The following is a 21,209-nucleotide window of genomic DNA, read 5'->3' on the forward strand; positions in this document are numbered from 1 at the left end:
CTGCCCGCAAGCATCGCGAGGTCGCGGTGCCCCCGACACCGACGTCAGGAGTCTCATGCAGTTCCACCACCACGGTTACGTCTCGGGCGACCCGCGCGTGCAGAACGCCACCGGCACGGGCCTCGACCGCCCGGCGGAGCTCCCCGACGAGGTCGACGTGCTCATCGTCGGCTCGGGTCCCGCCGGCATGCTGCTCGCGGCCCAGATGTCGCAGTTCCCTCAGATCACGACGCGCCTCATCGAGAAGCGCGAGGGGCGCCTGCCGCTCGGCCAGGCCGACGGCATCCAACCCCGCAGCGTCGAGACGTTCCAGGCGTTCGGCTTCGCCGACCGCATCACCGCCGAGGCGTACAACATCGGCTGGATGAACTTCTGGGCCCCCGACCCCGAGAATCCCGACCAGATCGTGCGCACGACCCGCACCGAGGACTACGGCCTCAAGATCAGCGAGTTCCCCCACCTCATCGTCAACCAGGCGCGCGTGCTCGACTACTTCGCCGAGGCCGCCGCCCAGGGCCCCGCGCGCATCGCGCCCGACTACGGCGTGGAGTTCGTCGGCCTCACGGTCGGCGAGGGCGCGTACCCGGTCGAGGTCACGGTGCGAGACGCCACGGGGGAGCGCACCATCCACGCCAAGTACGTCGCCGGGTGCGACGGTGCCCGCAGTGGCGTGCGCCAGGCCATCGGCCGCCCGCACGTGGGCGCGGCGGCGAAGCACGCCTGGGGCGTCATGGACGTGCTGGTCGAGACCGACTTCCCCGACTGGCGCATCAAGTGCGCGATCAACGCCGCCGCGGGCAACATCCTGCACATCCCGCGCGAGGGCGGGTACCTCAGCCGCATGTACATCGACCTCGGCGAGGTCGCCGAAGACGACGACCACCGGGTGCGCCAGACGCCGATCGACGAGGTGATCGCGCGGGCGAACGCCATCCTGCACCCGTACACGATCGACGTGAAACAGGTCGCGTGGAGCAGTGTCTACGAGGTGGGGCACCGGGTGACCGACCGCTTCGTCGACGACGCCGAGAGCCCCCGCGTCTTCCTCACCGGCGACGCCTGTCACACGCACAGCGCCAAGGCCGGCCAGGGCATGAACGTCTCGATGCAGGACGGCTTCAACCTCGGATGGAAGCTCGGGCACGTGCTCACCGGCCTCGCCCCGGTGGAGCTGCTGCGCACCTACAACGACGAGCGGCACCCCGTCGCCCAGCAGCTGATCGACTTCGACCGGGAGTGGTCCTCGCTCATGGCGCGCAAGCCCGGCGAGATCACCGACCCCGACGAGCTCGCGACCTACTACCTGGCGACGGCGGAGTTCCCCTCCGGTTTCGGCACGCGCTACGCCCCCTCGCGGATCGTCGCGTCCGAGGCGGCCGCGCAGCTGGCATCCGGGTTCCCCGTCGGTCGGCGCTTCCACAGCGTCGAGGTCGTGCGGGTGTGCGACGGCAACGCCGTGCACCTCGGCCATCACGCGAAGGCCGACGGGCGCTGGCGGATCTACGCCTTCGCGGATGCCGACGGCTCGGCGCTGCGCGACTGGGCCGAGGCCGCGCGCCCGATCGTGGAGCGGTTCACGCCCGACGGCGCCGACCTCGACGCGGTGTTCGACGTGAAGGTCGTCTACCCCGGCCGCTGGGAGGACGTGACCGAGGTGCCCTCGCTGTTCCGCCCGCAGTCCGGGCCGCTGGGCCTGACCGACCTCGAGAAGGTGTTCGCCGCCGCGCCCTCGGCGTGGACGAGCGCCGACATCTTCGCCGAGCGGGGAATCGGGGCCGAGGGAGCCGTGGTGCTCGTGCGCCCCGACCAGTACGTGGCGCACGTACTGCCGCTGTCGGCGCCCGAGAGCCTGGAGCGGTTCCTCGAGCGGGCGCTCCTGTCGTCGGGCCCCGCGTCTGCACCCCCTCTCGCATAAACGCTGTTCCTGCGCGGAAACGCGTCGGCTGAGCGTTTCTGCGCACGAACGGCGTTTATGCGTGGCGGCCGACGCCCCGGCGGTGGTCGGCGGCCCACCGCCCGACGGCACCGAGCCTCCACCGCGGCCATGGCAACACCCCGTTTGTACACGACGTATATCGGCACCGCCCCGCGGGCTGAGCAGAATGGCGGGGAACCCCGCCCCGATCCAGGAGGACCCATGACCGATTCACGCGAGAGCGAGCTGCTGGCATCCGTACCCACCGGTCTGCTGATCGGCGGCGAATGGCGCGCGGCCACCGGCGGCGAGACCGTCGCCGTGAACGACCCCGCCACGGGCGAGGTCATCCGCGAGATCGCCGACGCCACCGTCGACGACGGGATCGCGGCGATGGATGCCGCGGCCGACGCCTTCCCGTCCTGGGCGGCGACCCCCGCGCGAGAGCGGGCCGAGATCCTGCGCCGCGCCTTCGACCTGCTGCAGGAGCGCAAGGAGGACATCGCGCTGCTGATGACGCTCGAGATGGGCAAGCCCCTCGCCGAGGCGCGCGGCGAGGTCGCCTACGGCGGGGAGTTCCTGCGCTGGTTCAGCGAGGTCACCGCGCACACGCAGGGCCGCTACGGCGCCAACCCCGAGGGCACCGGCCGCATGATCGTGTCGCAGCACCCCGTGGGCCCCTGCTACCTGATCACCCCCTGGAACTTCCCCCTCGCGATGGCGACCCGCAAGATCGCGCCCGCGCTCGCCGCCGGCTGCACGGTCGTCATCAAGCCGGCGACCCTCACGCCGCTCACGACGCTCTTCTTCGCGCAGATCCTGCAGGATGCCGGGCTGCCGGCGGGCGTGGTCAACGTGATCACCACGACGAACACCGGCCCGGTCTCGGAGCGCATCATCTCGGACCCGCGCCTGCGCAAGCTCTCGTTCACCGGCTCCACGCCCGTCGGAGTGAAGCTGCTGCAGCAGGCTGCTCCCGGTGTACTCCGCACCTCGATGGAACTCGGCGGCAACGCGCCCTTCGTCGTCTTCGACGACGCCGACCTCGACAAGGCGGTCGAGGGGGCGATGCTCGCGAAGTTCCGCAACATCGGTCAGGCGTGCACGGCCGCCAACCGCTTCATCGTGCAGCGCAGCGTGGTCGAGGAGTTCTCGCGCCGCGTGACCGAGCGCGTGCAGGGCCTCACGATCGGCCGCGGCACCGAGGAGGGCGTGCAGATCGGACCCCTGATCGACGACCGCGCCGTCGACAAGGCGCGCACCCTGGTGGGCGATGCCGTCGAGCGCGGCGCCACGGTCACCACGGGTGGGTCGCCCATCGACGGCCCCGGCACGTTCTTCGAGCCCACCGTGGTCACCGACGTAAAGCCGGGCAGCGACATCCTGCGCGAGGAGATCTTCGGCCCCGTGCTCGCGATCGTCCCCTTCGACGACGAGGACGACGCGGTGCGCATCGCCAACGACACCGAGTACGGCCTCGTCTCGTACGTCTTCACCGAGTCGCTCGCGCGCGGCCAGCGCATGATCGACCGCCTCGAGACCGGGATGATGGGCCTCAACGTCGGCGTCGTCTCCAACGCCGCCGCCCCCTTCGGCGGGTGGAAGCAGTCGGGCCTCGGCCGCGAGGGCGGCGACGAGGGCATCCACGAGTACCTGCAGACGAAGTACACGCTCACGGCGAACCCCTACGCCTGATCGGCCGAGCCGAGAACATCGGATGCCACGCCCCGGCGCCCCGCGAGGGCCGGGGTCGTGGCATCCGTCGTCCTGCCCCTCTCCGACGCGGGCCGAACTCCTGAGTTTCTGCCGGCGTCGGCCGGGCGGGCCAGTCGTGGGCGCGTTGTGAGGCGGGCGGGCGTCGATTTCTCAGGAGTTCGGCCCGGACCGCCGGGCGCGCGCGTCAGGCGCCGGCGGCGCGGACACCGGCGGCGCGGACGCCGTCGGCGCGGACGGAAGACGGCGTCTGTGCGAACTCGCGCTTGAATGCGCGGGTGAAGCTGTCGATGTCGAGGAAGCCGCTGCGACGCGCGGCCTCGCTCACGCTCGCGCCACCGGCCAACAGCGACCGGCTGCGTCGCAGGCGGCAGCTGCGGATGAACGCCGCCGGGGACTCGCCCTCGGTGGCGAACAGTTTCTGCAACGTGCGCACGGCGATGTGGAAGTTGGCGGCCACCCGTTCGGGCGTGAGATCGGGATCGGCCGAGTTCTCGTCGATCCAGAGTCGGATCCCCTCGGCCAGGAGCCGGGGGTCGGTTGCGGGCGTGCGGGTGTCGCGCCCGCGGACGACCGCGCGGAGGAGCCCGACGAGCGCCTCGCCGATCTCCTCCGCCTCATCGTCTCCGGGCTGCTCGATGGACGCGGCGAGCATCGTGAGGGAGCGCAGCTGCGCCGAGTCCGGCAGCTCCACGGCGGTCAGCCCCGCGAAGGTGTGCCCGGTGCGGGTGAGCGTGCGACGGGGGAGCTGCAGCACCACTTCGCTCATCGCCCCGGGGAACGACAGGGCATAGGGCGAAGCCGCGTCGTACATGACCGCCGATCCGCATCCGAGCTCGGCGGTGCGCTCGTGCTGACGGATCGATCCCCGCCCGCGGCGGTGCAACGAGATGAGGACGTCGTCGCGAGGCTGGCTGCGGATGAGGTCCTGATCGCGGAACACCGTCGATGCCTCGCTGACCACCCGGGTCACCCGCACGGCGGGTCCGAGCCTGACCTGCGAGAGGCTGGCGCGGAAGGCCGGTGCAGCCGTGTGCACCCGCAGGGGGACGAAGGCCCCGCTGCATGCGCGCGTCCACTCCGCGACGGAGGAGACGGCCACAGGCGACATGCGGGGATGATACGCCCGGGGCCGCCTCGCCCGCGCGCCGTCGGGTGCGGGCGCCGGGAATCGTGCGCGGATCGCCGGATGCCGCGACGCGCCCCGGCACCGGGGCGTGCAACGCCGGGCGGTGTGCGCGCGAAGCCGGGTGCGCGCGGGGCACCCGCTCCTAACGTGTGGGCACCGCGGGGTATCCGACCCCGCTCACCCGAAGGAGTCGTCATGCCCGACTACCGAAAGAGCTTCCGCGCCGCCGCCGTCCAGGCCGAACCCGTCTGGAACGACGTCGACGGGGGCATCGACAAACTGGAGTCCTACGCCCGCGACGCCCGGGCCGGCGGAGCCGACATCGTCGCGTTCCCCGAGGTGTGGATCCCCGGCTACCCGTGGTTCCTGTGGTTGGACTCCGTGGCGTGGCAGTCGCAGTTCGTCGTGCCGTACGCCGCCAACTCGATCGAGATCGGCAGTCCCGAGTGGCAGCGGCTCGAGGGCATCGCCCGTTCGGTGGGCATCTCGCTCGCGTTCGGCTTCAGCGAGCGCGCGGGCGGTTCGCTGTACATGGGGCAGGCGGTGATCGGCGCCGACGGCCGCACCCTCAACACCCGGCGCAAGCTCAAGCCGACGCACGTCGAGCGCACGCAGTTCGGCGACGGCGACGGCTCCGACGTCGTGGTGGTCGACACCCCCGTCGGCCGCGTCGGTTCGCTCAACTGCTGGGAGCACCTGCAGCCCCTGACCAAGTACGCGATGTTCTCGCAGGACGAGCAGTTGCACGTCGCCGCGTGGCCGAGCTTCTCGATCTTCGGCGGTGCCGTCAACGCCCTCGGACCCGAGGTGAACATCGGCGCATCGCGGCAGTACGCCGTCGAGGGGCAGACGTTCGTCCTCGCCCCCTGTGCCACGGTCGGTCCCGCGGCTCAGGAGCTGTTCGCCGACACCGACGCCAAGCGCGCCATGCTCCCGCTCGGCGGCGGCTACGCCCGCATCTTCGGTCCCGACGGCAGCTCGCTCGCCGACCCGCTCGCGCCCGACGAGGAGGGCATCCTCTTCGCCGACATCGACTACGCCGCCATCCTCGCCGCCAAGAACGCCGCCGACCCGGTGGGGCACTACTCCCGGCCCGACGTCTTCACCCTCCACCACCGCGACACGGGCCGGCTGCCCAAGGTCTCGGCATCCGGTCGCGACATCCCGCCCGCGGCGTCGGTCGAGGCCGACGACCTCGTCGGCGTGGAGTGAACACCTGAGCACCGGATGCCACGACCCCGGCGCCCCGTGAGGGCCCGAGGTCGTGGCATCCGCCGTCGGCCGGCGCCGATGCACGACTCCGGCAGAACCGACGACCCGGTCCTCGCGCGCACCGATCGCGCGCCGTTGCCGGAGTCGTGCCGACGGCCCGCGTGAAGACCCGCCTCAGCCGTCGGCGTGACGGTCCAGGAACGCGAAGACCTCGGCATCGTCGACGCCCGGGAACATGCCGCGGGGCAGCGGCGAGAACATGTACTGGTGCACCCGGGCGCTCGGCCAGGCCTTGCCCTGCCACCGCTCGGCGGCCTCGGCGTCGGGGCGACGGCAGCACGACTCGTCGGGGCAGCGTGAGACGCCGCGCGTGCTGGTCTCGCGTCCGCGGAACCATCGGGCGTCGTCGAACGGCACGCCCACGGTGATCGAGAAGTCGCCGGCCGAGGTGCTGCCGGTCTGGGTCGAGCACCAGAAGGTTCCGGCCGGGGTGTCGGTGTACTGGTAGTGCTCGGTGGTGCGGTTGTGCTCGTCGAAGGCCGAGCGCGCAGAGAACTTCTTGCACACGATCTGCCCCTCGACCGACCCGGTGACATCGGTGGGCAGGGGGAGGCCGTCGTTCTCGTACACGCGCGAGATCGCCCCGTCGCCGTCGACGCGCATGAAGTGCAGCCGAATGCCGAGGTGCGCCGTCATGAGGTTCGTCATGCGCATGGCCGCCGCCTCGTGGGTCACCCCGAACGCGTCGCGGAAGTCCTCGACGGCGAGGTTGCGGTCGCGCTTCGCCTGCGAGAGGAAGGCGACCGCGCTCGTCTCGGGCATCAGACAGCAAGCGGCGTAGTAGTTGATCTCGAGACGCTGCTGCAGGAAGTCGGCGTAATCGGTGGGGGGACGGTGCCCCAGCAGGCGGTGCGCCATCGCCTGCAGAGCCATCGAGCGCAGGCCGTGGCCGCCGGGGATCGAGGCCGGCGGCAGGTACACGCGGCCGTTCTCGAGGTCGGTGACCGAACGGGCCGAGTGCGGCAGGTCGCTGACGTAGATGAGCTCGAAGCCCAGCTGCTCGGCCATGATGCTGACCGTGCGGTGCGTGAGGGCGCCCGTGGTGTGTCCGGCGGCCTTGAGCTGCTTCTCGGCGAGGCGCTCGATCTCGGGCAGGTGGTTGTCGGTGGAGCGCATGCGCAGGCGCAGCTCGGTGTTGGCGCGCCGGGCCTCTTCGGGGCTCGCGATCGTCTCGCGCTCGCGGCGCTGGAGTTCCCGGTGCAGGCCGAGCACGGCCTCGATCGTGTCGTCGCTGGTGCCCTTGGTGACCTTCATCGGGGGGATGCCGAGCTGTCGGAAGAACGGACTGGTCTGCGCCCGGTCGAGCTCGATCTCGAGGGCGGCCCGCCGGTTCGGCGGCTCGTTCGACAGCAGCTCGGCGACGTCGGTCTCGGTCGCGCCCGCGATCTGCTGCAGCAGAGAGAGCTTGGGTTCGCGTTTGCCGTTCTCGATGAGACTCAGCTGGCTGCCGGCGACTCCGACCATCGCGCCGAGCTCGTCGAGCGTGTACCCCCGGGCGAGGCGGTGGTGCCGGATGCGATGCCCCAGGGTGGTGAGTTCGAACGACGATGCCATTCCTTGACCATATCGAAAGAATGCCGATTCTTGTTGCCGTTTTCGCCGGAAAGAACCCGCACGCACCCGCACCATGGAGGAAGACCACCGATTTCGCTCTCAACCGAGGAGAACGACATGGCACTCGCCGACATCTTCAGCTCCACCCCGCGCAACGCCGCGTCCCCCACCCGCGCCCCTCGTGCCGGTCACGGCGTGCGTCCGGCCGTCGAGGGCCCGGGTCTCGCCGCGCTGACCGCGTGGGTCGACCAGGTCGCCGCCCTCACGCAGCCCGACCGCATCCACTGGGTCGACGGCTCGGCCGCCGAGAACGACGCCCTGCTGCGCGAGATGGTCGACGAGGGCAAGCTCATCAAGCTCAACCCCGAGTGGCGTCCGGGTTCGTACCTGGCCCGCTCGCACCCCGGCGACGTCGCCCGTCTCGAGTCGCGCACCTACATCGCCTCCGAGAGTGAAGAGGATGCCGGGCCCACCAACAACTGGATCGCCCCGGCCGAGATCCGCGAGACGTTGAACGGCGTCTTCGAGGGTTCGATGCGCGGGCGCACGATGTACGTCGTGCCCTTCTCGATGGGCGCGGTCGGCGGCCCCCTCAGCCACATCGGCGTGCAGATCACCGACAGCGCCTACGCCGTGGCATCCATCGGTGTGATGACGCGCGTCGGCACGGCCGTCACCGAGCAGATCGCCGCCGGGGCACCGTGGGTCAAGACCGTGCACTCGGTCGGAGCGCCGCTCACCGCCGGTCAGGACGATGTCGCGTGGCCCTGCAACGACGAGAAGTACATCGTGCACTTCCCCGACACCCTCGAGGTGTGGTCGTTCGGCTCGGGCTACGGCGGGAACGCGATCCTGGCGAAGAAGTGCTTCGCCCTGCGCATCGCGTCGGTCATCGGCCGCGACGAGGGCTGGCTCGCCGAGCACATGCTGCTCATCCGCGTGATCGACCCGAAGGGCAAGGCGTACCACGTGGCCGCCGCTTTCCCCTCGGCCTGCGGCAAGACCAACCTCGCCATGCTCCGCCCCACCATCCCGGGCTGGCGCGTCGAGACCCTCGGCGACGACATCACCTGGATCCGTCCGGGAGAAGACGGGCGCCTCTGGGCCATCAACCCCGAGGCCGGCTTCTTCGGCGTCGCACCGGGCACGGGCGAGTCGACCAACGTCACCGCCATCGAGACGCTCTGGGGCAACACGATCTTCACCAACGTCGCGCTCCGCCCCGACGGCGACGTCTGGTGGGAGGGACTGACCGACGAGGCGCCCCCGCACCTCACCGACTGGGAGGGCAACCCCTGGACGCCCGCGTCGGGCCGACCCGCCGCGCACCCCAACTCGCGCTTCACCGTCGGCGCCGCGCAGTGCCCGCAGATCGCCGAGGACTGGGAGGCCCCCCAGGGCGTGCCGCTCGACGTCATCCTGTTCGGCGGCCGACGCGCCACGAACGTGCCGCTCGTGGTCGAGGCCACCGACTGGTCGCACGGTGTCTTCATCGGCTCGACGGTGTCGTCCGAGAAGACGGCCGCGCAGGAGGGCACGGTCGGCGAGCTGCGTCGCGACCCCTTCGCCATGCTCCCGTTCTGCGGCTACAACATGGGCGACTACTTCGGCCACTGGCTCTCCGTCGGCCAGAAGCTGCGTTTCGACCGCGCACCGCGCATCTTCCAGGTCAACTGGTTCCGCAAGGGCGACGACGGACGCTTCCTCTGGCCCGGCTTCGGAGACAACGCCCGCGTGATCGACTGGATCATCCGCCGCGTCGACGGTCAGGTCGATGCCGTCGAGAGCCCCATCGGTCGCCTTCCGCGCATCGAGGATCTGCAGCTGTCGGGTCTCGACCTGCCGGCCGCCGACCTCGACGAGCTGTTCTCGATCGACCGCGCTTCGTGGCTCGCCGAGGCCGACCTCACCGAGGAGTTCTACGACACGTTCGGCAGTCACCTTCCGGCCGCCCTGCGCGCCGAGCTCGCCGCACTCCGCTACCGCTTGCAGCGCGCCTGAACCTCTGCTCGTCCCGCGCCGCGAGACGAGCCCCGACTCCGATGCCCCTCCCGCTCTTGGCGCGCGCGAGGGGCACCGGCATGGGCGCATGCCACGTGCCGGGCATGCGGGTAGAGGCCCGGGTGTCGGCGCCGGCGGAGCGCTCGCGCACCGCGCACACCCGGGTAGAGGCCGGGTTCTCGGCACCGACGGAGAGCGCGCGCATCGCGCTGGCGTGCGGACGATAGTGATTCCTCCGGCCGCGCCACGGCGCGGAGGGCGACTCCGCTTCCGGCCGAGCCGCCGCCCTCACACGAGCAGCTGGTGCTTCGCCAGATCGCGGTAGAGCGGGGTGGATGCCACCAGCTCGCTGTGCGTGCCCTGTCCGACGACGCGGCCGTTCTCGAGCACCACGATCACGTCGCTGTCGACGACCGTCGACAGGCGGTGCGCGATGACCAGCAGCGTGCGGTCGGTGGCGACGGCGTCGATGGCCTCGCGCATGCGCTGCTCGTTGACGCCGTCGAGCGACGAGGTCGATTCGTCGAGCAGCAGCACCGGGGGAGCGGCCAGCAGCGCTCGCGCGATCGCGAGGCGCTGACGCTCGCCGCCCGAGAGCATGACGCCGTCTTCGCCGACGGGCGCGTCGACGCCCAGCGGGTTGCGCTCGAGCACGTCGCCGAGGTTCACGGCGTGCAGCACGCGCTCGCAGTCGGCGTCGGAGGCCGACGGCGAGGCGAGGCGCAGGTTGTCGGCGATGGTGCCGGCGAGCGTCGGGGCGTCCTGCTCGACGTAGCCGAAGCGGGCGCGCAGGGCGTCGCGTCCCAGGTCGCGGGCGTCCACGCCGTCGACGAGGATCGCTCCGCCGGTGGGGTCGTAGAAGCGCTCGACGAGCGAGAGGATCGTGCTCTTGCCGGCGCCCGACGGGCCCACCAGGGCGACGCGCGCCCCGCGGGGCACGGTGAACGACACGCCTCGCAGCACCTCGCGGTCGGTGTCCTCGACCTCGGTGCCGGCGTCGGCGGTGGCGGAGTCGAGGTGCACCTCGGCGAGCACCGAGCGCGCTTCTCTCGCCGCGGCCTCGCGGGCCTCGACGACGTGGTCGGGGTAGCGGAACCGCACGTCGCGGAACTCGATCGCCGCGGCATCCGTCACCGGCGACGCCCCGGCGGCGCGGTCGCCGTCGTCCTCCAGGGGCAGGTCGAGCACCTCTTGGATACGCCCGAGCGCCCCGAGCGCCTGATTGACCGACGTGATGGCCCCGATCGCCGAGGCGAGAGGTTGTACGAGCAGGAACAGGAAGATCACGAACGTCACGAGGGCTGCCACGTCGATGGCTCCGGATGCCACGCGGAACCCGCCGACGCCGAGCACGACGAGCAGCGACACCTGCAGGGCGATCCCCGCGACGGGCACGATGAGGGCCGACACCTTCGCGATGCGCACGCCCGCGGTGTAAGCCTCGGTGGCCGTCTCGGTGACGGTGGCGGTCTCGCGCTCGGTCGCGCCCGCCGCGCGGATGGTGCGGATCGACCCGACCGCGCGCTCGACGCCCGACGACAGCTCGCCGACCTTCTCTTGCTGCACCGCCGATGCCGCGCGGATGCGCGTGCTCAGCCCGACGACCACCGCGATCGAGGCGCCGATCACGACGACGATGAGTCCGAGCAGCAGCGGGTCGATGAAGGCCATGGCGATGACGGCGCCGACCAGGATGAGGGCGTTGCCCACGGCATCCGCGAGTCCCTGCGTGAGCACCGCGTACAGCAGCGTGGTGTCGGTACCCACGCGCGAGACGAGGTCGCCCGTGCGGCGCGCGTCGAACTCGCTGATCGGAAGGCGCAGGATGCGGGCGATCAGGCGCCGACGGCTCGAGTAGACCACGGCGGTGCCGGTGCGCTGCAGCAGGTAGTGCTGGTAGCCCGAGATGAGCGACGACAGCACCACGAAGCCGATGAGCAGCCAGACCAGCGCCCCGAGGGGCACGGTGTTCTGCACGCGTTGGATGACCTCGCCCACCAGCAGCGGCTGCACCAGGGTGGTAGCGGCGCCGAGCACGCTCAAGACGGCGACGACCACGAGGGTGCGCTTGTGCTCGAGAAGGAAGGGCAGCAGCTGCCGGAACGACGCGCGCGGGCCCTGGGGCACGCGGCGGCCGCGCCGACCGCGCGCGGGAGCGGGAACGGACATGCTCACCTCGGGAAGAAGAAAGGGATGCTTCGACCGTACCTCGCGCCACCGACACCGCTCGGCACCTGGTCTCGCCGGTGTACCAAACTCCTGAGATATCGGCCGCTCCCCCCGCGCACGGGTGCCTCCAGGTCCTGAGGAGTCAGGAACTCAGGAGTACGGCCCGCCCGGCCGCCCCGCAACGACGGATGCCACGAGGCCCAGGCCCCGTGGCATCCGTCGTACGAAGAACCGGCGATTACGGCGCGGTCGCTCCGGCGGCGATGTTGTCGTCGTAGTCGACGTCCTTGGTCTCGGGCGAGAGCACGAGCGCGATGAGCGTCAGCACACCCATGGCCGAGAGGTAGACGCCGACGAGCCACGGGTTTCCGTCGCCGGCCGCCCACAGGGCGACGGCCACGATCGGTGCCAGGGCCGCGCCGAGGATCGACGAGACGTTGTACGAGATCGCCGAGCCCGTGTACCGCACGTTCGTCGGGAACAGCTCGGGGAGCACGGCGCCCATCGGACCGAAGGTCGCGCCCATGAGCAGGAATCCGACGATGAGGAACGACTGCACGAGCACGCGGGTGAACGCGGGGTCGGCGTGCGGCACGAGGAAGAACGAGAACGTCAGGCCGAACACGATGATCGCGAGCGTGACGCCGATCAGCAGGCGCTTGCGTCCGATGCGGTCGGCGATCGGGCCCGACAGCATCGTGAAGATGCCGAAGAACACCACGCCGATGATCTGCATGATCACGAAGTCGGTGTAGCCGAAGCCCAACCCGGGAACGTAGGCGGCGGCATCGAACGGCGTGCCGGCCTTCTCGGCCGCGGCCTGCGCGCCCTCGAGGGTCGCCTTGGTGCCGTACGACAGCGTGAAGCTCGTCATCAGGTAGAACAGCACGTAGGTCGCCAGCATGATGAACGTGCCGAGGATGAGCTGCTTCCAGTTGCGGCGCAGCGCTTCGCCGAGCGGGAACTTCTTGATCGCGCCGGTCTTCTCGGCCTTGGCGAACGACTCGCTCTCGACGAGGCGCAGACGCACCCACAGGCCCACGATCACCATGACGGCCGAGAAGAGGAACGGCACGCGCCAGCCCCACGCGAGGAACTCGGCCGAGCGCTGCGCGGTGCCGTCGGGGTGCGGCAGGGCGAAGTTGATGAAGAGGAACACGCCGTTGGCGATGATGAAGCCGATCGGGGCGCCCAGCTGCGGGAAGGTGCCGAACAGCGCGCGCTTGCCCTTCGGGGCGTTCTCGGTCGCGACCAGCGCCGCACCCGACCACTCGCCGCCGAGGGCGAAGCCCTGCGCGAGGCGCATCACCAGCAGCAGGATGGCCGCCCACACGCCGATGTCGTTGAACGTGGGGAGCAGGCCGATGAGGAAGGTCGCGACACCCATCGTCAGCAGGGATGCCACGAGGGTGGCCTTGCGGCCGAACCGGTCGCCGAAGTGGCCGAACACCACCGCGCCGAGGGGACGCGCGACCATGGCCGCGCCGAAGACGCTGAACGACAGCAGGAGCGACGTGGTCTCGTTGCCGGTGGGGAAGAAGAGGATCGGGAAGACGAGCACCGCCGCGGTGGCATACGCGTAGAAGTCGTAGAACTCGATCGTCGTTCCGATGAGGCTCGCGGTGATGACGCGCGAGCGCGGGTTCGCCGGAGCCGAGGAGGAACGGGTGGAGGGGGAAGAGGTGGTCATGACAGCCTGACGGGAGGGTCGATCGTTCGCGTCCGAGGTGGGGCGCAGCGGTGGCGCGGAACGATCGCGGGGGTGTGCGAGATCGAGCGCGCGGCGGGGGCACCGGGAACGTCCCCGTGTGAGGGGCGTGAGGCGAACCAGTCTATGCGTGCGCTGAGCGTTCGTCGGGTTTCGCCTGGCAATGCGTGCCGCCTGTCGCGCGCTCCGAGCCAGATGACACCGTCACCGGCTCACACCGGGGCGCGGAATGTTCACCGGGGCGTCCGTCGACCGCCCCGGTGCACGTTTCGCGCCCCGAACCCGCGCCCGCCCGCCGCGCCGTGCGTCAGCCGCGCAGCTCCCGCAGAACCAGGGCGGTGCGGATCGCCGCGTCGGCGGCCTCCTCGCCCTTGTCCTCCTTCGAACCTTCGAGCCCGGCCCGATCCAGACCCTGCTGCTCGTCGTCGAGGGTCAGCACGCCGAATCCCACGGGCTTGCCCGCGTCGAGGGCGACGCGGGTGAGGCCGTCGGTCGCCGCCGACGACACGAACTCGAAGTGCGGCGTGCCGCCCCGGATGATCACGCCGAGGGCGACGACGGCGTCCGCGCCCCCCTCGAAGGCGGCCCGGGCGGCGACCGGCAGCTCGAAGGAGCCCGGAACCCGCACGACGCGGTACGTCGCACCGGTGGCATCCAGAACGCGCTTCGCGCCCGCGATCAGGCCGTTCGTGATGACCTCGTGCCAGGTGCCCGCGATGACGACGACGTTCAGGTCCGACGCGTCGATGCCGCCGGTCTCGGGTGCTCCACTGCCGGCCATCAGGCGCTCTCTTCCTTCATGTGCGCGAGGGCGTCGCGCAGGTCGTCCTCGGCGATGATGTGACCCATGCGATCCCGCTTGGTCTCGAGGTACTGGTGGTTGTTGGGACCGACGCCCACGAGCAGGGGGACCTGCTCGACGACGTCGAGGCCGAGGGCGCGCAACTGCGACACCTTGTCGGTGTTGTTCGTCAGCAGGCGCACCTTGTCGACACCGAGGTCGGTGAGGATGCCGGCGGCGGCGGCGTAATCGCGGGCGTCGGCGGGCAGGCCGAGCGCGAGGTTGGCGTCGACGGTGTCGAGGCCGCGCTCCTGCAGGTTGTACGCGCGCAGCTTGTTGATGAGGCCGATCCCGCGCCCCTCGTGGCCGCGCATGTAGATGACGATGCCGCCGTCGCGGTCGATCGTGTCGAGGGCGGCGTCGAGCTGCGGGCCGCACTCGCACTTCAGCGAACCGAAGGCTTCACCGGTCAGGCACTCGGAGTGCACCCGCACCAGCGGGGCCTGCTCGGTCAGGTCGCCCGAGACGACCGCGAGGTGGTCGGTCCCGGTGACGCGGTCCTTGTAGGCGAGGAAGCGGAACGTGCCGTGCGAGGTGGGCACGTTGGACTCCGCCCGCAAGCTCACCCGGCGCCGCGCGGGAGCCGTGACCGGCAGCGGGTCGGTCTCGTTCAGGTAGCCGATGAGCTGCTCGATGGTGATGACCGGGATGCCGTCGCGCTCGCCGAGCTCGAAGAGTCCGGGCAGGCGCATCATGCTGCCGTCTTCGGCGACGACCTCGGCGATCGCGCCGACCGGCTCGAGGCCCGCGAGGCGCATGAGGTCGACGGCGGCCTCGGTGTGACCGGCGCGCTCGCGCACACCGCCGTCGACGGCCCGCAGTGGCAGCACGTGCCCCGGGCGGATGACGCTGGTCGGCACCGACGCGGGGTCGGCGAGCACGTTGAGCGTGCGCGCGCGGTCCGAGGCGCTGATGCCGGTGGTCACGCCGGAGGCGGCGTCGACGCTCACGGTGTACGCGGTTCCCCGGGCGTCTTCGTTCACCGCCACCATGGGCGGCAGATCGAGGCGGTCGGCCCACTCGCCCGGCATGGGGGCGCAGACGTAGCCGCTCGACCAGCGGACGGTCCAGGCGAGGGCCTCGGGGGTCGCGAGCTGGGCCGACAGGATGACGTCGCCCTCGTTCTCGCGGTCCTCATCGTCGGCGACCAGGATCGGTCGGCCCTGACGCAGGGCCTCCAGGGCCTCGGGGATGGTGGACAGGCTCATGCGGAGCCCCTCTCGGTCGATGCGGCGGCAGCCGCGGGATTCTCGGTCGTACGGAAGGCGAGCATGCGCTGCACGTGGCGCGCGAGGATGTCGGTCTCGAGGTTGACGGGAGTGCCGGCCTCGGCGCGGCCCAGCGTCGTCGCCTCGAGCGTCTCGGGGATGAGCGAGACCTCGAGCCACGGGTCGGACTCCGCGGCGTCGCTGACCGCGCTCACGGTGAGCGAGACGCCGTCGATCGCGATGGAGCCCTTGTCGACGACCAGGGGGGCGAGGTGAGCCGGGATGCCGACCCGCACGACGCTCCACTGCGCACCCGGACGCACCTCGCGCACCACGCCGGTGCCGTCGATGTGGCCCTGCACGATGTGACCGCCCAGGCGCCCGTGTGCGGCGGTGGCGCGCTCGAGGTTGACGGCGAGACCGGGGGCGACGCCGGCCAGCGTCGACATGTCGAGCGTCTGCTTCATGACGTCGGCGGTGAACCAGTCGTCGCCCTGGTCGACGACGGTGAGGCACACGCCGCTGACCGAGATCGAGTCGCCGTGGCCGGCATCCGATACCGACAGCGGCGCGCGCAGCGTCAGCCGCACCCCGTCGCCCGAGGGCTCCACGGCGGTGACGGCGCCGATCTCTTCCACGATTCCGGTGAACATCAGGATTGTCCCTCTCGATCAGAGCTGGGGTGGGCGACGATCAGCAGGTCGTCGCCGAGGTTCTGGATGGATGCCACGCTCAGCCGACGGGCGTCGGCGATGGTCGGCACGCCCACGTCGCCGAGCGCGAGGCGCGATCCGCCGAGCAGCACGGGGGCGACGTAGACGAGCAGCTCGTCGGCGAGGCCCGCGCCGACGACCGCGCTCGCGAGCGTCGGACCGCCCTCGACGAACACCCGCTGAACGCCTCGCGCTCCGAGGTCGGCCATCACGGCGGTCACATCGTGGGTGGCGTAGAACAGGGGCTCCCGCGGGTGGCGGCGCACCGCGGCATCCGGGGCCGTGTCGCGTCGTCCGACGATCACGGGCGTGGGCTGCGCGTCGAGCAGCGAGCCGTCGTCGGCGCGGGCGGTGAGGGCGGGATCGTCGGCGTGCACGGTGCCGGTTCCGGCGACGATCGCGTCGGCGGCCGCGCGTCGCGCGTGCACGTCTCGCCGGGCGGCGGGGCCGGTGATCCACTGGCTCGTGCCGTCGTCGGCGGCGGCACGACCGTCGAGGCTCTGCGCCCACTTCACCGTGACGTGCGGGCGGCCGGTGCGCACGAGGGCGGTCCAGTCGTGCACGACGGACTCGGCGGCATCGCGCTCGATCCCGGACTCGACGTCGACGCCCGCCCGGCGCAGGCGATCGGCTCCGCCCGAGGCCGCGTCGGTGGGGTCGTCGAGGGCGTAGACGACACGGGTCACACCGGCCTCGATGAGGGCGAGCGCGCACGGACCGGTGCGACCGGTGTGATTGCACGGCTCGAGGGTCACCACGGCGGTCGCGCCGCGGGCCGCGCCCGGGGCGAGCTGCGAGAGCGCGTCGACCTCGGCGTGCGCGGTTCCCGCGCCACGGTGGAAGCCCTCCGCCAGCACCTCGCCGGCGGGGGAGAGGATCACGGCACCCACCTGGGGGTTCAGCCCGCGCGGGCCGCGCCGGGCGAGCTGCAGCGCTCGCCTCATGGCGTCGATCTCGACGGCGGATGCCATTCCCTTGTCCTTCCCGCGAAGTCGGGGCAGGGCCAGCGGGAAGGCGTGTCACGCCGTCCGTGCTGCCTCCTATCCGGACTAGCGACGGATACCCGTCGCATCACCGTCGGTCCCGGAATTCCACCGGATCGGCCCCACCACCGAGGTGGAGGGGTTCGCGGACTGTCACCGCCGGTTCGGATTCTCACCGACCCCGGAGCACGTTGTTGCTCTTCGAAGTCTAGTCAACGCATCGTTTCGAGGTTCATTCCCGAAACGCAGTGACACGCGACGGGGGCTCGTCCGCGCGTCTACTTGAGCAGCCGCGACAGGCGCCGGTCGGCGAGGAGCTTGCCGCCGGTCTGGCACGTGGCGCAGTACTCGAGCGAGTTGTCGGCGAAGAACACGCTGCGCACCTCGTCGCCGCAGACCGGGCATTCTTCGCCGCGTCGGCCGTGCACGCGCATGCCGCGTCGCTTCGCATCCTTCAGCTGGGCGGGCGGTTTGCCCCGAGCTTCGTAGATCGCCTCGGCCAGGGTCTCGGTCATCGCGGTGAAGAGGCGGTCGACCTCGTCGTCGGTGAGCGTCGCCGCCAGAGCATAAGGAGACATTCTCGCGGCGTGGAGGATCTCGTCGGAGTACGCGTTGCCGACGCCGGCGATGATCGACTGGTCGCGCAGCACGCCCTTGATCTGCGTGCGTCGCCCGGCGATCAGCGCGCCGAAGGCTGCGCGGTCGAAGCCCGCGCCGAGGGGGTCGGGGCCGAGCCGTGCGATGCCCGGAACCTCGTCGGGCGTGCGCACCGCGTACACGGCCAGTGACTTCTTGGTGCCGGCCTCGGTGAGATCGAACCCCGAGCCGTCGTCCAAGCCCAGGCGCAGCGCGATCGGCGTCTTGCCGGGCTTGATGATCGTCGTCGGCAGCGCGTCGTACCACCGCAGCCATCCGGCTTTGGCGAGATGGAACACGAGATGGAGCCCGGCATCGGTCGTGACGTCGAGGAACTTGCCGTGACGATCGACGGCGGTGACCGTGGACCCCACCAGCGCGGTGAGCGGGGGGTCGTAGGTCTTCAGCGCGTTGATCGCCGACACGGTGGCTTTGTCGACGCGCAGCCCCGTGATGCGTCCGCGCAGGAACTCGACGAGCCCTTCGACCTCTGGCATCTCCGGCATGGGGCCATCGTGTCACGCACCCCCGACATCGCGGGCGGGTCTTGCGCGCGGGCAGGACGCCGTGCGGCCGCTCCCCGCGGTCACCGGCGTCCGGTGACCGCCGCGTCGCTGCCGTCTCGCCGACGCGTGCGGGCGCGCACGACGACGAGTCCCGCGATCAGGCTCAGCACGCCGGTGCCGAGGGCGACGCCGTCGATCGACGTCCCGCTCTCGGCGAGCCGGCCCGGGGGAGACGCCGCGGCCGGCGCGGCGGTCGGGTCGGGTGCGGGCACGGCCGTCGGTGTGGGAACGGACGTCGGCACGGGCGTGGGCGTCGGCGTCGGCGCGGGCGGCAGGACGGCGGCGACCGTCGCGACCGCGTCGGTCAAGCCGGCCCCCGAGAAGCGCGACGCGTCGAGCGTCGACGGCCACGGCGAGGCGAACGCATCGGCGCGGGCACCGTCGACGAGCGCGGCGCGCAAGGCAGCCGGCGTCGTGCCGGGTGCCGCCTGCACAGCGAGAGCGGCGACGGCGGCGACCGTGGGAGCGGCGGCAGACGTGCCGAAGAAGAGGTTCTGCTCACCGTCCATCGGCAGACTCACGGGCAGGCCGTCGACTCCCGCGAGCGCGGGACCGGGCACCGTCGTCGCCGTCGGCACGCCGAACAGGGTGGTGGCCGGGCCGGCCGACGAATAGGTGCCGAGCGTGAGGTCGGAGGCGTTGACCGCGGCCACGGCCAACGTCGCGGGGTCGGCCTCGTGGCCGATCAGGCTCGCCCCGATGTCGTCGGTCTCGGTGGAGTGGAAATACTCCAGAGCGGCGACCGCGAGGAACCTCACGACGTTCGGCATCACGATGCTGACCGCCGGCGTGGCGGCTCGAACGGCCCGGCTCAGCCGCGGCGCAGCAGCCCGATCTTGTCGTACACGTCGGTGAGGGTCTTCTCGGCGACGGATGCCGCCCGCTCGGCGTTCGTGGCCAGCACGCGGTCGAGCTCGGCGGGGTCGGACAGCAGCTCGAGGGCGCGCTCACGCACCGGCTCGAACTCGTTCACCACGACCTCGGCGAGCCCCTTCTTGAAGTCGCCGTAGCCGCGACCGGAGTACTCGTCCTCGATCGAGGTGATCTCGCGACCGGTGAGGGCCGAGTAGATCACGAGGAGGTTCGAGACGCCGGGCTTCTCGTCACGGTCGAAGCGCACGGCTCCCTCGGAGTCGGTGACCGCGCGCATGATCTTCTTGGCGCTCACCTTCGGCTCGTCGAGCATCCACAGCACGCCCGCGTCGGACTCGGCCGACTTCGACATCTTCGAGGTCGGGTTCTGCAGGTCGAAGATGCGGGCGGTTTCGCGCTGGATCATCGGCTTCGGCATGGTGAACGTCTGGCCGAAGCGCTGGTTGAAGCGCTCAGCCAGATCGCGGGTGAGCTCGATGTGCTGCTTCTGGTCGTCGCCGACGGGAACGACGTCGGTCTGGTACAGCAGGATGTCGGCGGCCATGAGCACCGGGTAGGTGAAGAGGCCGACGTTCGTGGCATCCGTGCCGTAGCGGGCCGACTTGTCCTTGAACTGCGTCATGCGCCCGGCCTCGCCGAAACCGGTGAGGGTCGACAGCACCCACTGCAGCTCGGCGTGGGCGGGGACGTGCGACTGCACGTAGAGAGTCGAGCGCGAGGGCTCGATGCCGGCGGCGATGTACTGGGCCGCGGTGCGGCGGGTCTTCTCGCGGCGCTCGGCGGGGTCGCCGGGCTGCGTGAGCGCGTGCAGGTCGACGACCGAGAAGAACGCGTCGTATTCGTCCTGCAGTTCGCGCCACTGCAGCAGCGCACCGATGTAGTTGCCGATCTGGAGGCTGTCGGCGGAGGGCTGCATTCCGGAATAGAGGCGCTGCTGAGTCACCCCTCGATCCTAGGCGTCGGTGCGGGGAGCACCGTTCTCGGGACGGCGTCGGCGGCGGTCGATGCCCCGAGCGCCACGCGGCGACGACGCGACGGCATCCGGATGCCGGTGAGACCGGCGCCGGGCTCAGGCGCCGAGCGTGTAGTCGACGATCACCGGAGCGTGGTCGCTCCAGCGGGTGTCGTACGAGGCGGCGCGCTCCACGTGATAGCTCGTGACGCGCTCCGCGAGGGCCGGAGTGGCGACGTGGTAGTCGATGCGCCAGCCGCTGTCGGTGTCGAACGCCTTTCCGCGCATCGACCAGAACGTGTACGGGCCGTCGACCTCGCCGACGGCGCGTCGACCCACGTCGACCCAGCCGAGGCCCGCGCCGGTGGAACCGTCGACGCCCTCGACCTGCTCGCCGGCCGGTCCGAAGAACCGGTCGAAGTACGCGCGCTCACGCGGGAGGAAGCCGGCGTTCTTGCGGTTGCCGCGCCAGTTCTTGATGTCGAGCTCGCGATGGCCGACGTTGAGGTCACCCGTGACGAGAGCCAGCTCGCGCTCCGAAGCCAGATCGGCCAACCGCTGCTCCATGGCATCGAGGAACACCCACTTCGCGTCTTGCTTGGGGGTGTCGACCTCGCCGCTGTGCACGTACGCGCTGACGATGGTGACGGTTTCGCCGTCGATGTCGAAGTCGGTCTCGATCCAGCGGCCCGAGGCGTCGAGCGGCTCGGGCCCGAGGTGGGTGCGCGTCGCGATACCGGGCAGCCGACTGATGATCGCGACACCGGCGCGGCCCTTCTGCAGGGCCTCGTCGTTGACGATCTGCCAGCCGGGCAGCGCCTCGGCCAGCTGTTCGGCGGTCGCCCGCACCTCTTGAAGGGTGACGATGTCGGCGCCGGAGGCGTCGAGCCATTCGGTCATGCCCTTGCGGACGGCGGCACGGATGCCATTGACGTTGACGGAGACGATACGTACGGAACGAGCCACCCGTCGAGCC

The 21,209-nt window shown here is 71.1% G+C and carries 16 protein-coding genes and 1 riboswitch; of the genes, 4 read left to right on the forward strand and 12 right to left on the reverse strand.

Going from position 1 to position 21,209, the window contains the following annotated elements; genetic code table 11:
* The first annotated feature begins 55 nt into the window (after positions 1 to 55).
* Both ASG45_RS06265 and ASG45_RS06270 read left to right on the forward strand, forming a co-directional pair.
* Complete coding sequence (locus ASG45_RS06265; RefSeq protein ID WP_055834305.1) at positions 56 to 1,915, forward strand: FAD-dependent monooxygenase; 1,860 nt, start codon at positions 56 to 58, stop codon at positions 1,913 to 1,915.
* A gap of 222 nt (positions 1,916 to 2,137) precedes the next feature.
* The gene (locus ASG45_RS06270; protein ID WP_055834308.1) at positions 2,138 to 3,610 is read left to right on the forward strand and encodes an NAD-dependent succinate-semialdehyde dehydrogenase; all 1,473 of its coding nucleotides are present in this window, start codon (positions 2,138 to 2,140) and stop codon (positions 3,608 to 3,610) included.
* Positions 3,611 to 3,815: 205 nt separating this feature from the next.
* On the opposite strand, the gene ASG45_RS06275 is transcribed toward ASG45_RS06270, so the two are convergent.
* On the reverse strand, positions 3,816 to 4,739 hold the full coding sequence (locus tag ASG45_RS06275; RefSeq protein ID WP_082516486.1) for a helix-turn-helix domain-containing protein: 924 nt from the start codon (positions 4,737 to 4,739) through the stop codon (positions 3,816 to 3,818).
* 213 nt (positions 4,740 to 4,952) lie between these two features.
* Here ASG45_RS06275 and ASG45_RS06280 point away from each other — a divergent pair, with 213 nt between their 5' ends.
* Positions 4,953 to 5,969, forward strand: coding sequence for a carbon-nitrogen hydrolase family protein (locus ASG45_RS06280; RefSeq protein WP_082509287.1), 1,017 nt, complete (start codon positions 4,953 to 4,955; stop codon positions 5,967 to 5,969).
* Positions 5,970 to 6,143: 174 nt separating this feature from the next.
* On the opposite strand, the gene ASG45_RS06285 is transcribed toward ASG45_RS06280, so the two are convergent.
* On the reverse strand, positions 6,144 to 7,583 hold the full coding sequence (locus ASG45_RS06285; protein WP_055834316.1) for a helix-turn-helix transcriptional regulator: 1,440 nt from the start codon (positions 7,581 to 7,583) through the stop codon (positions 6,144 to 6,146).
* Positions 7,584 to 7,700: 117 nt separating this feature from the next.
* Between ASG45_RS06285 and ASG45_RS06290 the strand changes: the two genes are divergently transcribed.
* Positions 7,701 to 9,584: a phosphoenolpyruvate carboxykinase (GTP) gene (locus ASG45_RS06290; RefSeq protein WP_055834318.1), complete on the forward strand. Its 1,884-nt coding sequence runs from the start codon at positions 7,701 to 7,703 to the stop codon at positions 9,582 to 9,584.
* Between the two features lie 288 nt (positions 9,585 to 9,872).
* Here the strand turns inward: ASG45_RS06290 and ASG45_RS06300 are convergent, their stop codons facing one another.
* From ASG45_RS06300 to ASG45_RS06345, 10 genes are all read right to left on the reverse strand, one after another.
* Complete coding sequence (locus ASG45_RS06300) at positions 9,873 to 11,753, reverse strand: ABC transporter ATP-binding protein (RefSeq protein WP_055834324.1); 1,881 nt, start codon at positions 11,751 to 11,753, stop codon at positions 9,873 to 9,875.
* A gap of 238 nt (positions 11,754 to 11,991) precedes the next feature.
* Positions 11,992 to 13,443, reverse strand: a complete 1,452-nt coding sequence (locus tag ASG45_RS06305) for an MFS transporter (protein WP_055834326.1) — start codon at positions 13,441 to 13,443, stop codon at positions 11,992 to 11,994.
* 325 nt (positions 13,444 to 13,768) lie between these two features.
* Complete coding sequence (gene ribH / locus ASG45_RS06310; protein ID WP_055834329.1) at positions 13,769 to 14,242, reverse strand: 6,7-dimethyl-8-ribityllumazine synthase; 474 nt, start codon at positions 14,240 to 14,242, stop codon at positions 13,769 to 13,771.
* Positions 14,242 to 15,510, reverse strand: coding sequence for a bifunctional 3,4-dihydroxy-2-butanone-4-phosphate synthase/GTP cyclohydrolase II (locus tag ASG45_RS06315; RefSeq protein WP_055834333.1), 1,269 nt, complete (start codon positions 15,508 to 15,510; stop codon positions 14,242 to 14,244). The genes ribH and ASG45_RS06315 overlap by 1 nt, the downstream gene beginning before the upstream one ends.
* Positions 15,507 to 16,163 (reverse strand): riboflavin synthase, encoded by a 657-nt coding sequence (locus ASG45_RS06320; RefSeq protein WP_055834337.1) that lies wholly within the window; start codon positions 16,161 to 16,163, stop codon positions 15,507 to 15,509. Before ASG45_RS06320 ends, ASG45_RS06315 begins: the two co-directional genes overlap by 4 nt.
* A complete protein-coding gene (gene ribD, locus ASG45_RS06325) occupies positions 16,163 to 17,194 on the reverse strand; it encodes a bifunctional diaminohydroxyphosphoribosylaminopyrimidine deaminase/5-amino-6-(5-phosphoribosylamino)uracil reductase RibD (RefSeq protein WP_055834339.1) in 1,032 nt (343 codons plus the stop codon). The genes ASG45_RS06320 and ribD overlap by 1 nt, the downstream gene beginning before the upstream one ends.
* A 56-nt stretch (positions 17,195 to 17,250) precedes the next feature.
* Positions 17,251 to 17,399: riboswitch (FMN riboswitch) on the reverse strand.
* An 85-nt stretch (positions 17,400 to 17,484) separates the two neighbouring features.
* Positions 17,485 to 18,348, reverse strand: coding sequence for an Fpg/Nei family DNA glycosylase (locus ASG45_RS06330; RefSeq protein WP_055834342.1), 864 nt, complete (start codon positions 18,346 to 18,348; stop codon positions 17,485 to 17,487).
* Between the two features lie 80 nt (positions 18,349 to 18,428).
* On the reverse strand, positions 18,429 to 19,178 hold the full coding sequence (locus tag ASG45_RS06335) for a S8 family serine peptidase (RefSeq protein WP_055834345.1): 750 nt from the start codon (positions 19,176 to 19,178) through the stop codon (positions 18,429 to 18,431).
* A gap of 41 nt (positions 19,179 to 19,219) precedes the next feature.
* Positions 19,220 to 20,224, reverse strand: a complete 1,005-nt coding sequence (trpS, locus tag ASG45_RS06340; RefSeq protein ID WP_082516487.1) for a tryptophan--tRNA ligase — start codon at positions 20,222 to 20,224, stop codon at positions 19,220 to 19,222.
* Positions 20,225 to 20,350: 126 nt separating this feature from the next.
* Entirely contained in the window at positions 20,351 to 21,199 is an 849-nt protein-coding gene (locus ASG45_RS06345; protein ID WP_055834352.1) for an exodeoxyribonuclease III, read from the reverse strand.
* Positions 21,200 to 21,209 lie beyond the last annotated feature (10 nt).

The organism is Microbacterium sp. Leaf436 (genome assembly GCF_001424715.1).
Taxonomy (GTDB): Bacteria; Actinomycetota; Actinomycetes; order Actinomycetales; family Microbacteriaceae; genus Microbacterium.

Bases quoted from the DNA above. Each gene is read 5' to 3' on its own strand.
- ASG45_RS06265 (WP_055834305.1), top strand. From the start codon at position 56: ATGCAGTTCCACCACCACGGTTACGTCTCGGGCGACCCGCGCGTGCAG.
- ASG45_RS06270 (WP_055834308.1), top strand. From the start codon at position 2,138: ATGACCGATTCACGCGAGAGCGAGCTGCTGGCATCCGTACCCACCGGT.
- ASG45_RS06275 (WP_082516486.1), bottom strand. From the start codon at position 4,739: ATGTCGCCTGTGGCCGTCTCCTCCGTCGCGGAGTGGACGCGCGCATGC.
- ASG45_RS06280 (WP_082509287.1), top strand. From the start codon at position 4,953: ATGCCCGACTACCGAAAGAGCTTCCGCGCCGCCGCCGTCCAGGCCGAA.
- ASG45_RS06285 (WP_055834316.1), bottom strand. From the start codon at position 7,583: ATGGCATCGTCGTTCGAACTCACCACCCTGGGGCATCGCATCCGGCAC.
- ASG45_RS06290 (WP_055834318.1), top strand. From the start codon at position 7,701: ATGGCACTCGCCGACATCTTCAGCTCCACCCCGCGCAACGCCGCGTCC.
- ASG45_RS06300 (WP_055834324.1), bottom strand. From the start codon at position 11,753: ATGTCCGTTCCCGCTCCCGCGCGCGGTCGGCGCGGCCGCCGCGTGCCC.
- ASG45_RS06305 (WP_055834326.1), bottom strand. From the start codon at position 13,443: ATGACCACCTCTTCCCCCTCCACCCGTTCCTCCTCGGCTCCGGCGAAC.
- ribH (WP_055834329.1), bottom strand. From the start codon at position 14,242: ATGGCCGGCAGTGGAGCACCCGAGACCGGCGGCATCGACGCGTCGGAC.
- ASG45_RS06315 (WP_055834333.1), bottom strand. From the start codon at position 15,510: ATGAGCCTGTCCACCATCCCCGAGGCCCTGGAGGCCCTGCGTCAGGGC.
- ASG45_RS06320 (WP_055834337.1), bottom strand. From the start codon at position 16,163: ATGTTCACCGGAATCGTGGAAGAGATCGGCGCCGTCACCGCCGTGGAG.
- ribD (WP_055834339.1), bottom strand. From the start codon at position 17,194: ATGGCATCCGCCGTCGAGATCGACGCCATGAGGCGAGCGCTGCAGCTC.
- ASG45_RS06330 (WP_055834342.1), bottom strand. From the start codon at position 18,348: ATGCCGGAGATGCCAGAGGTCGAAGGGCTCGTCGAGTTCCTGCGCGGA.
- ASG45_RS06335 (WP_055834345.1), bottom strand. From the start codon at position 19,178: ATGCCGAACGTCGTGAGGTTCCTCGCGGTCGCCGCTCTGGAGTATTTC.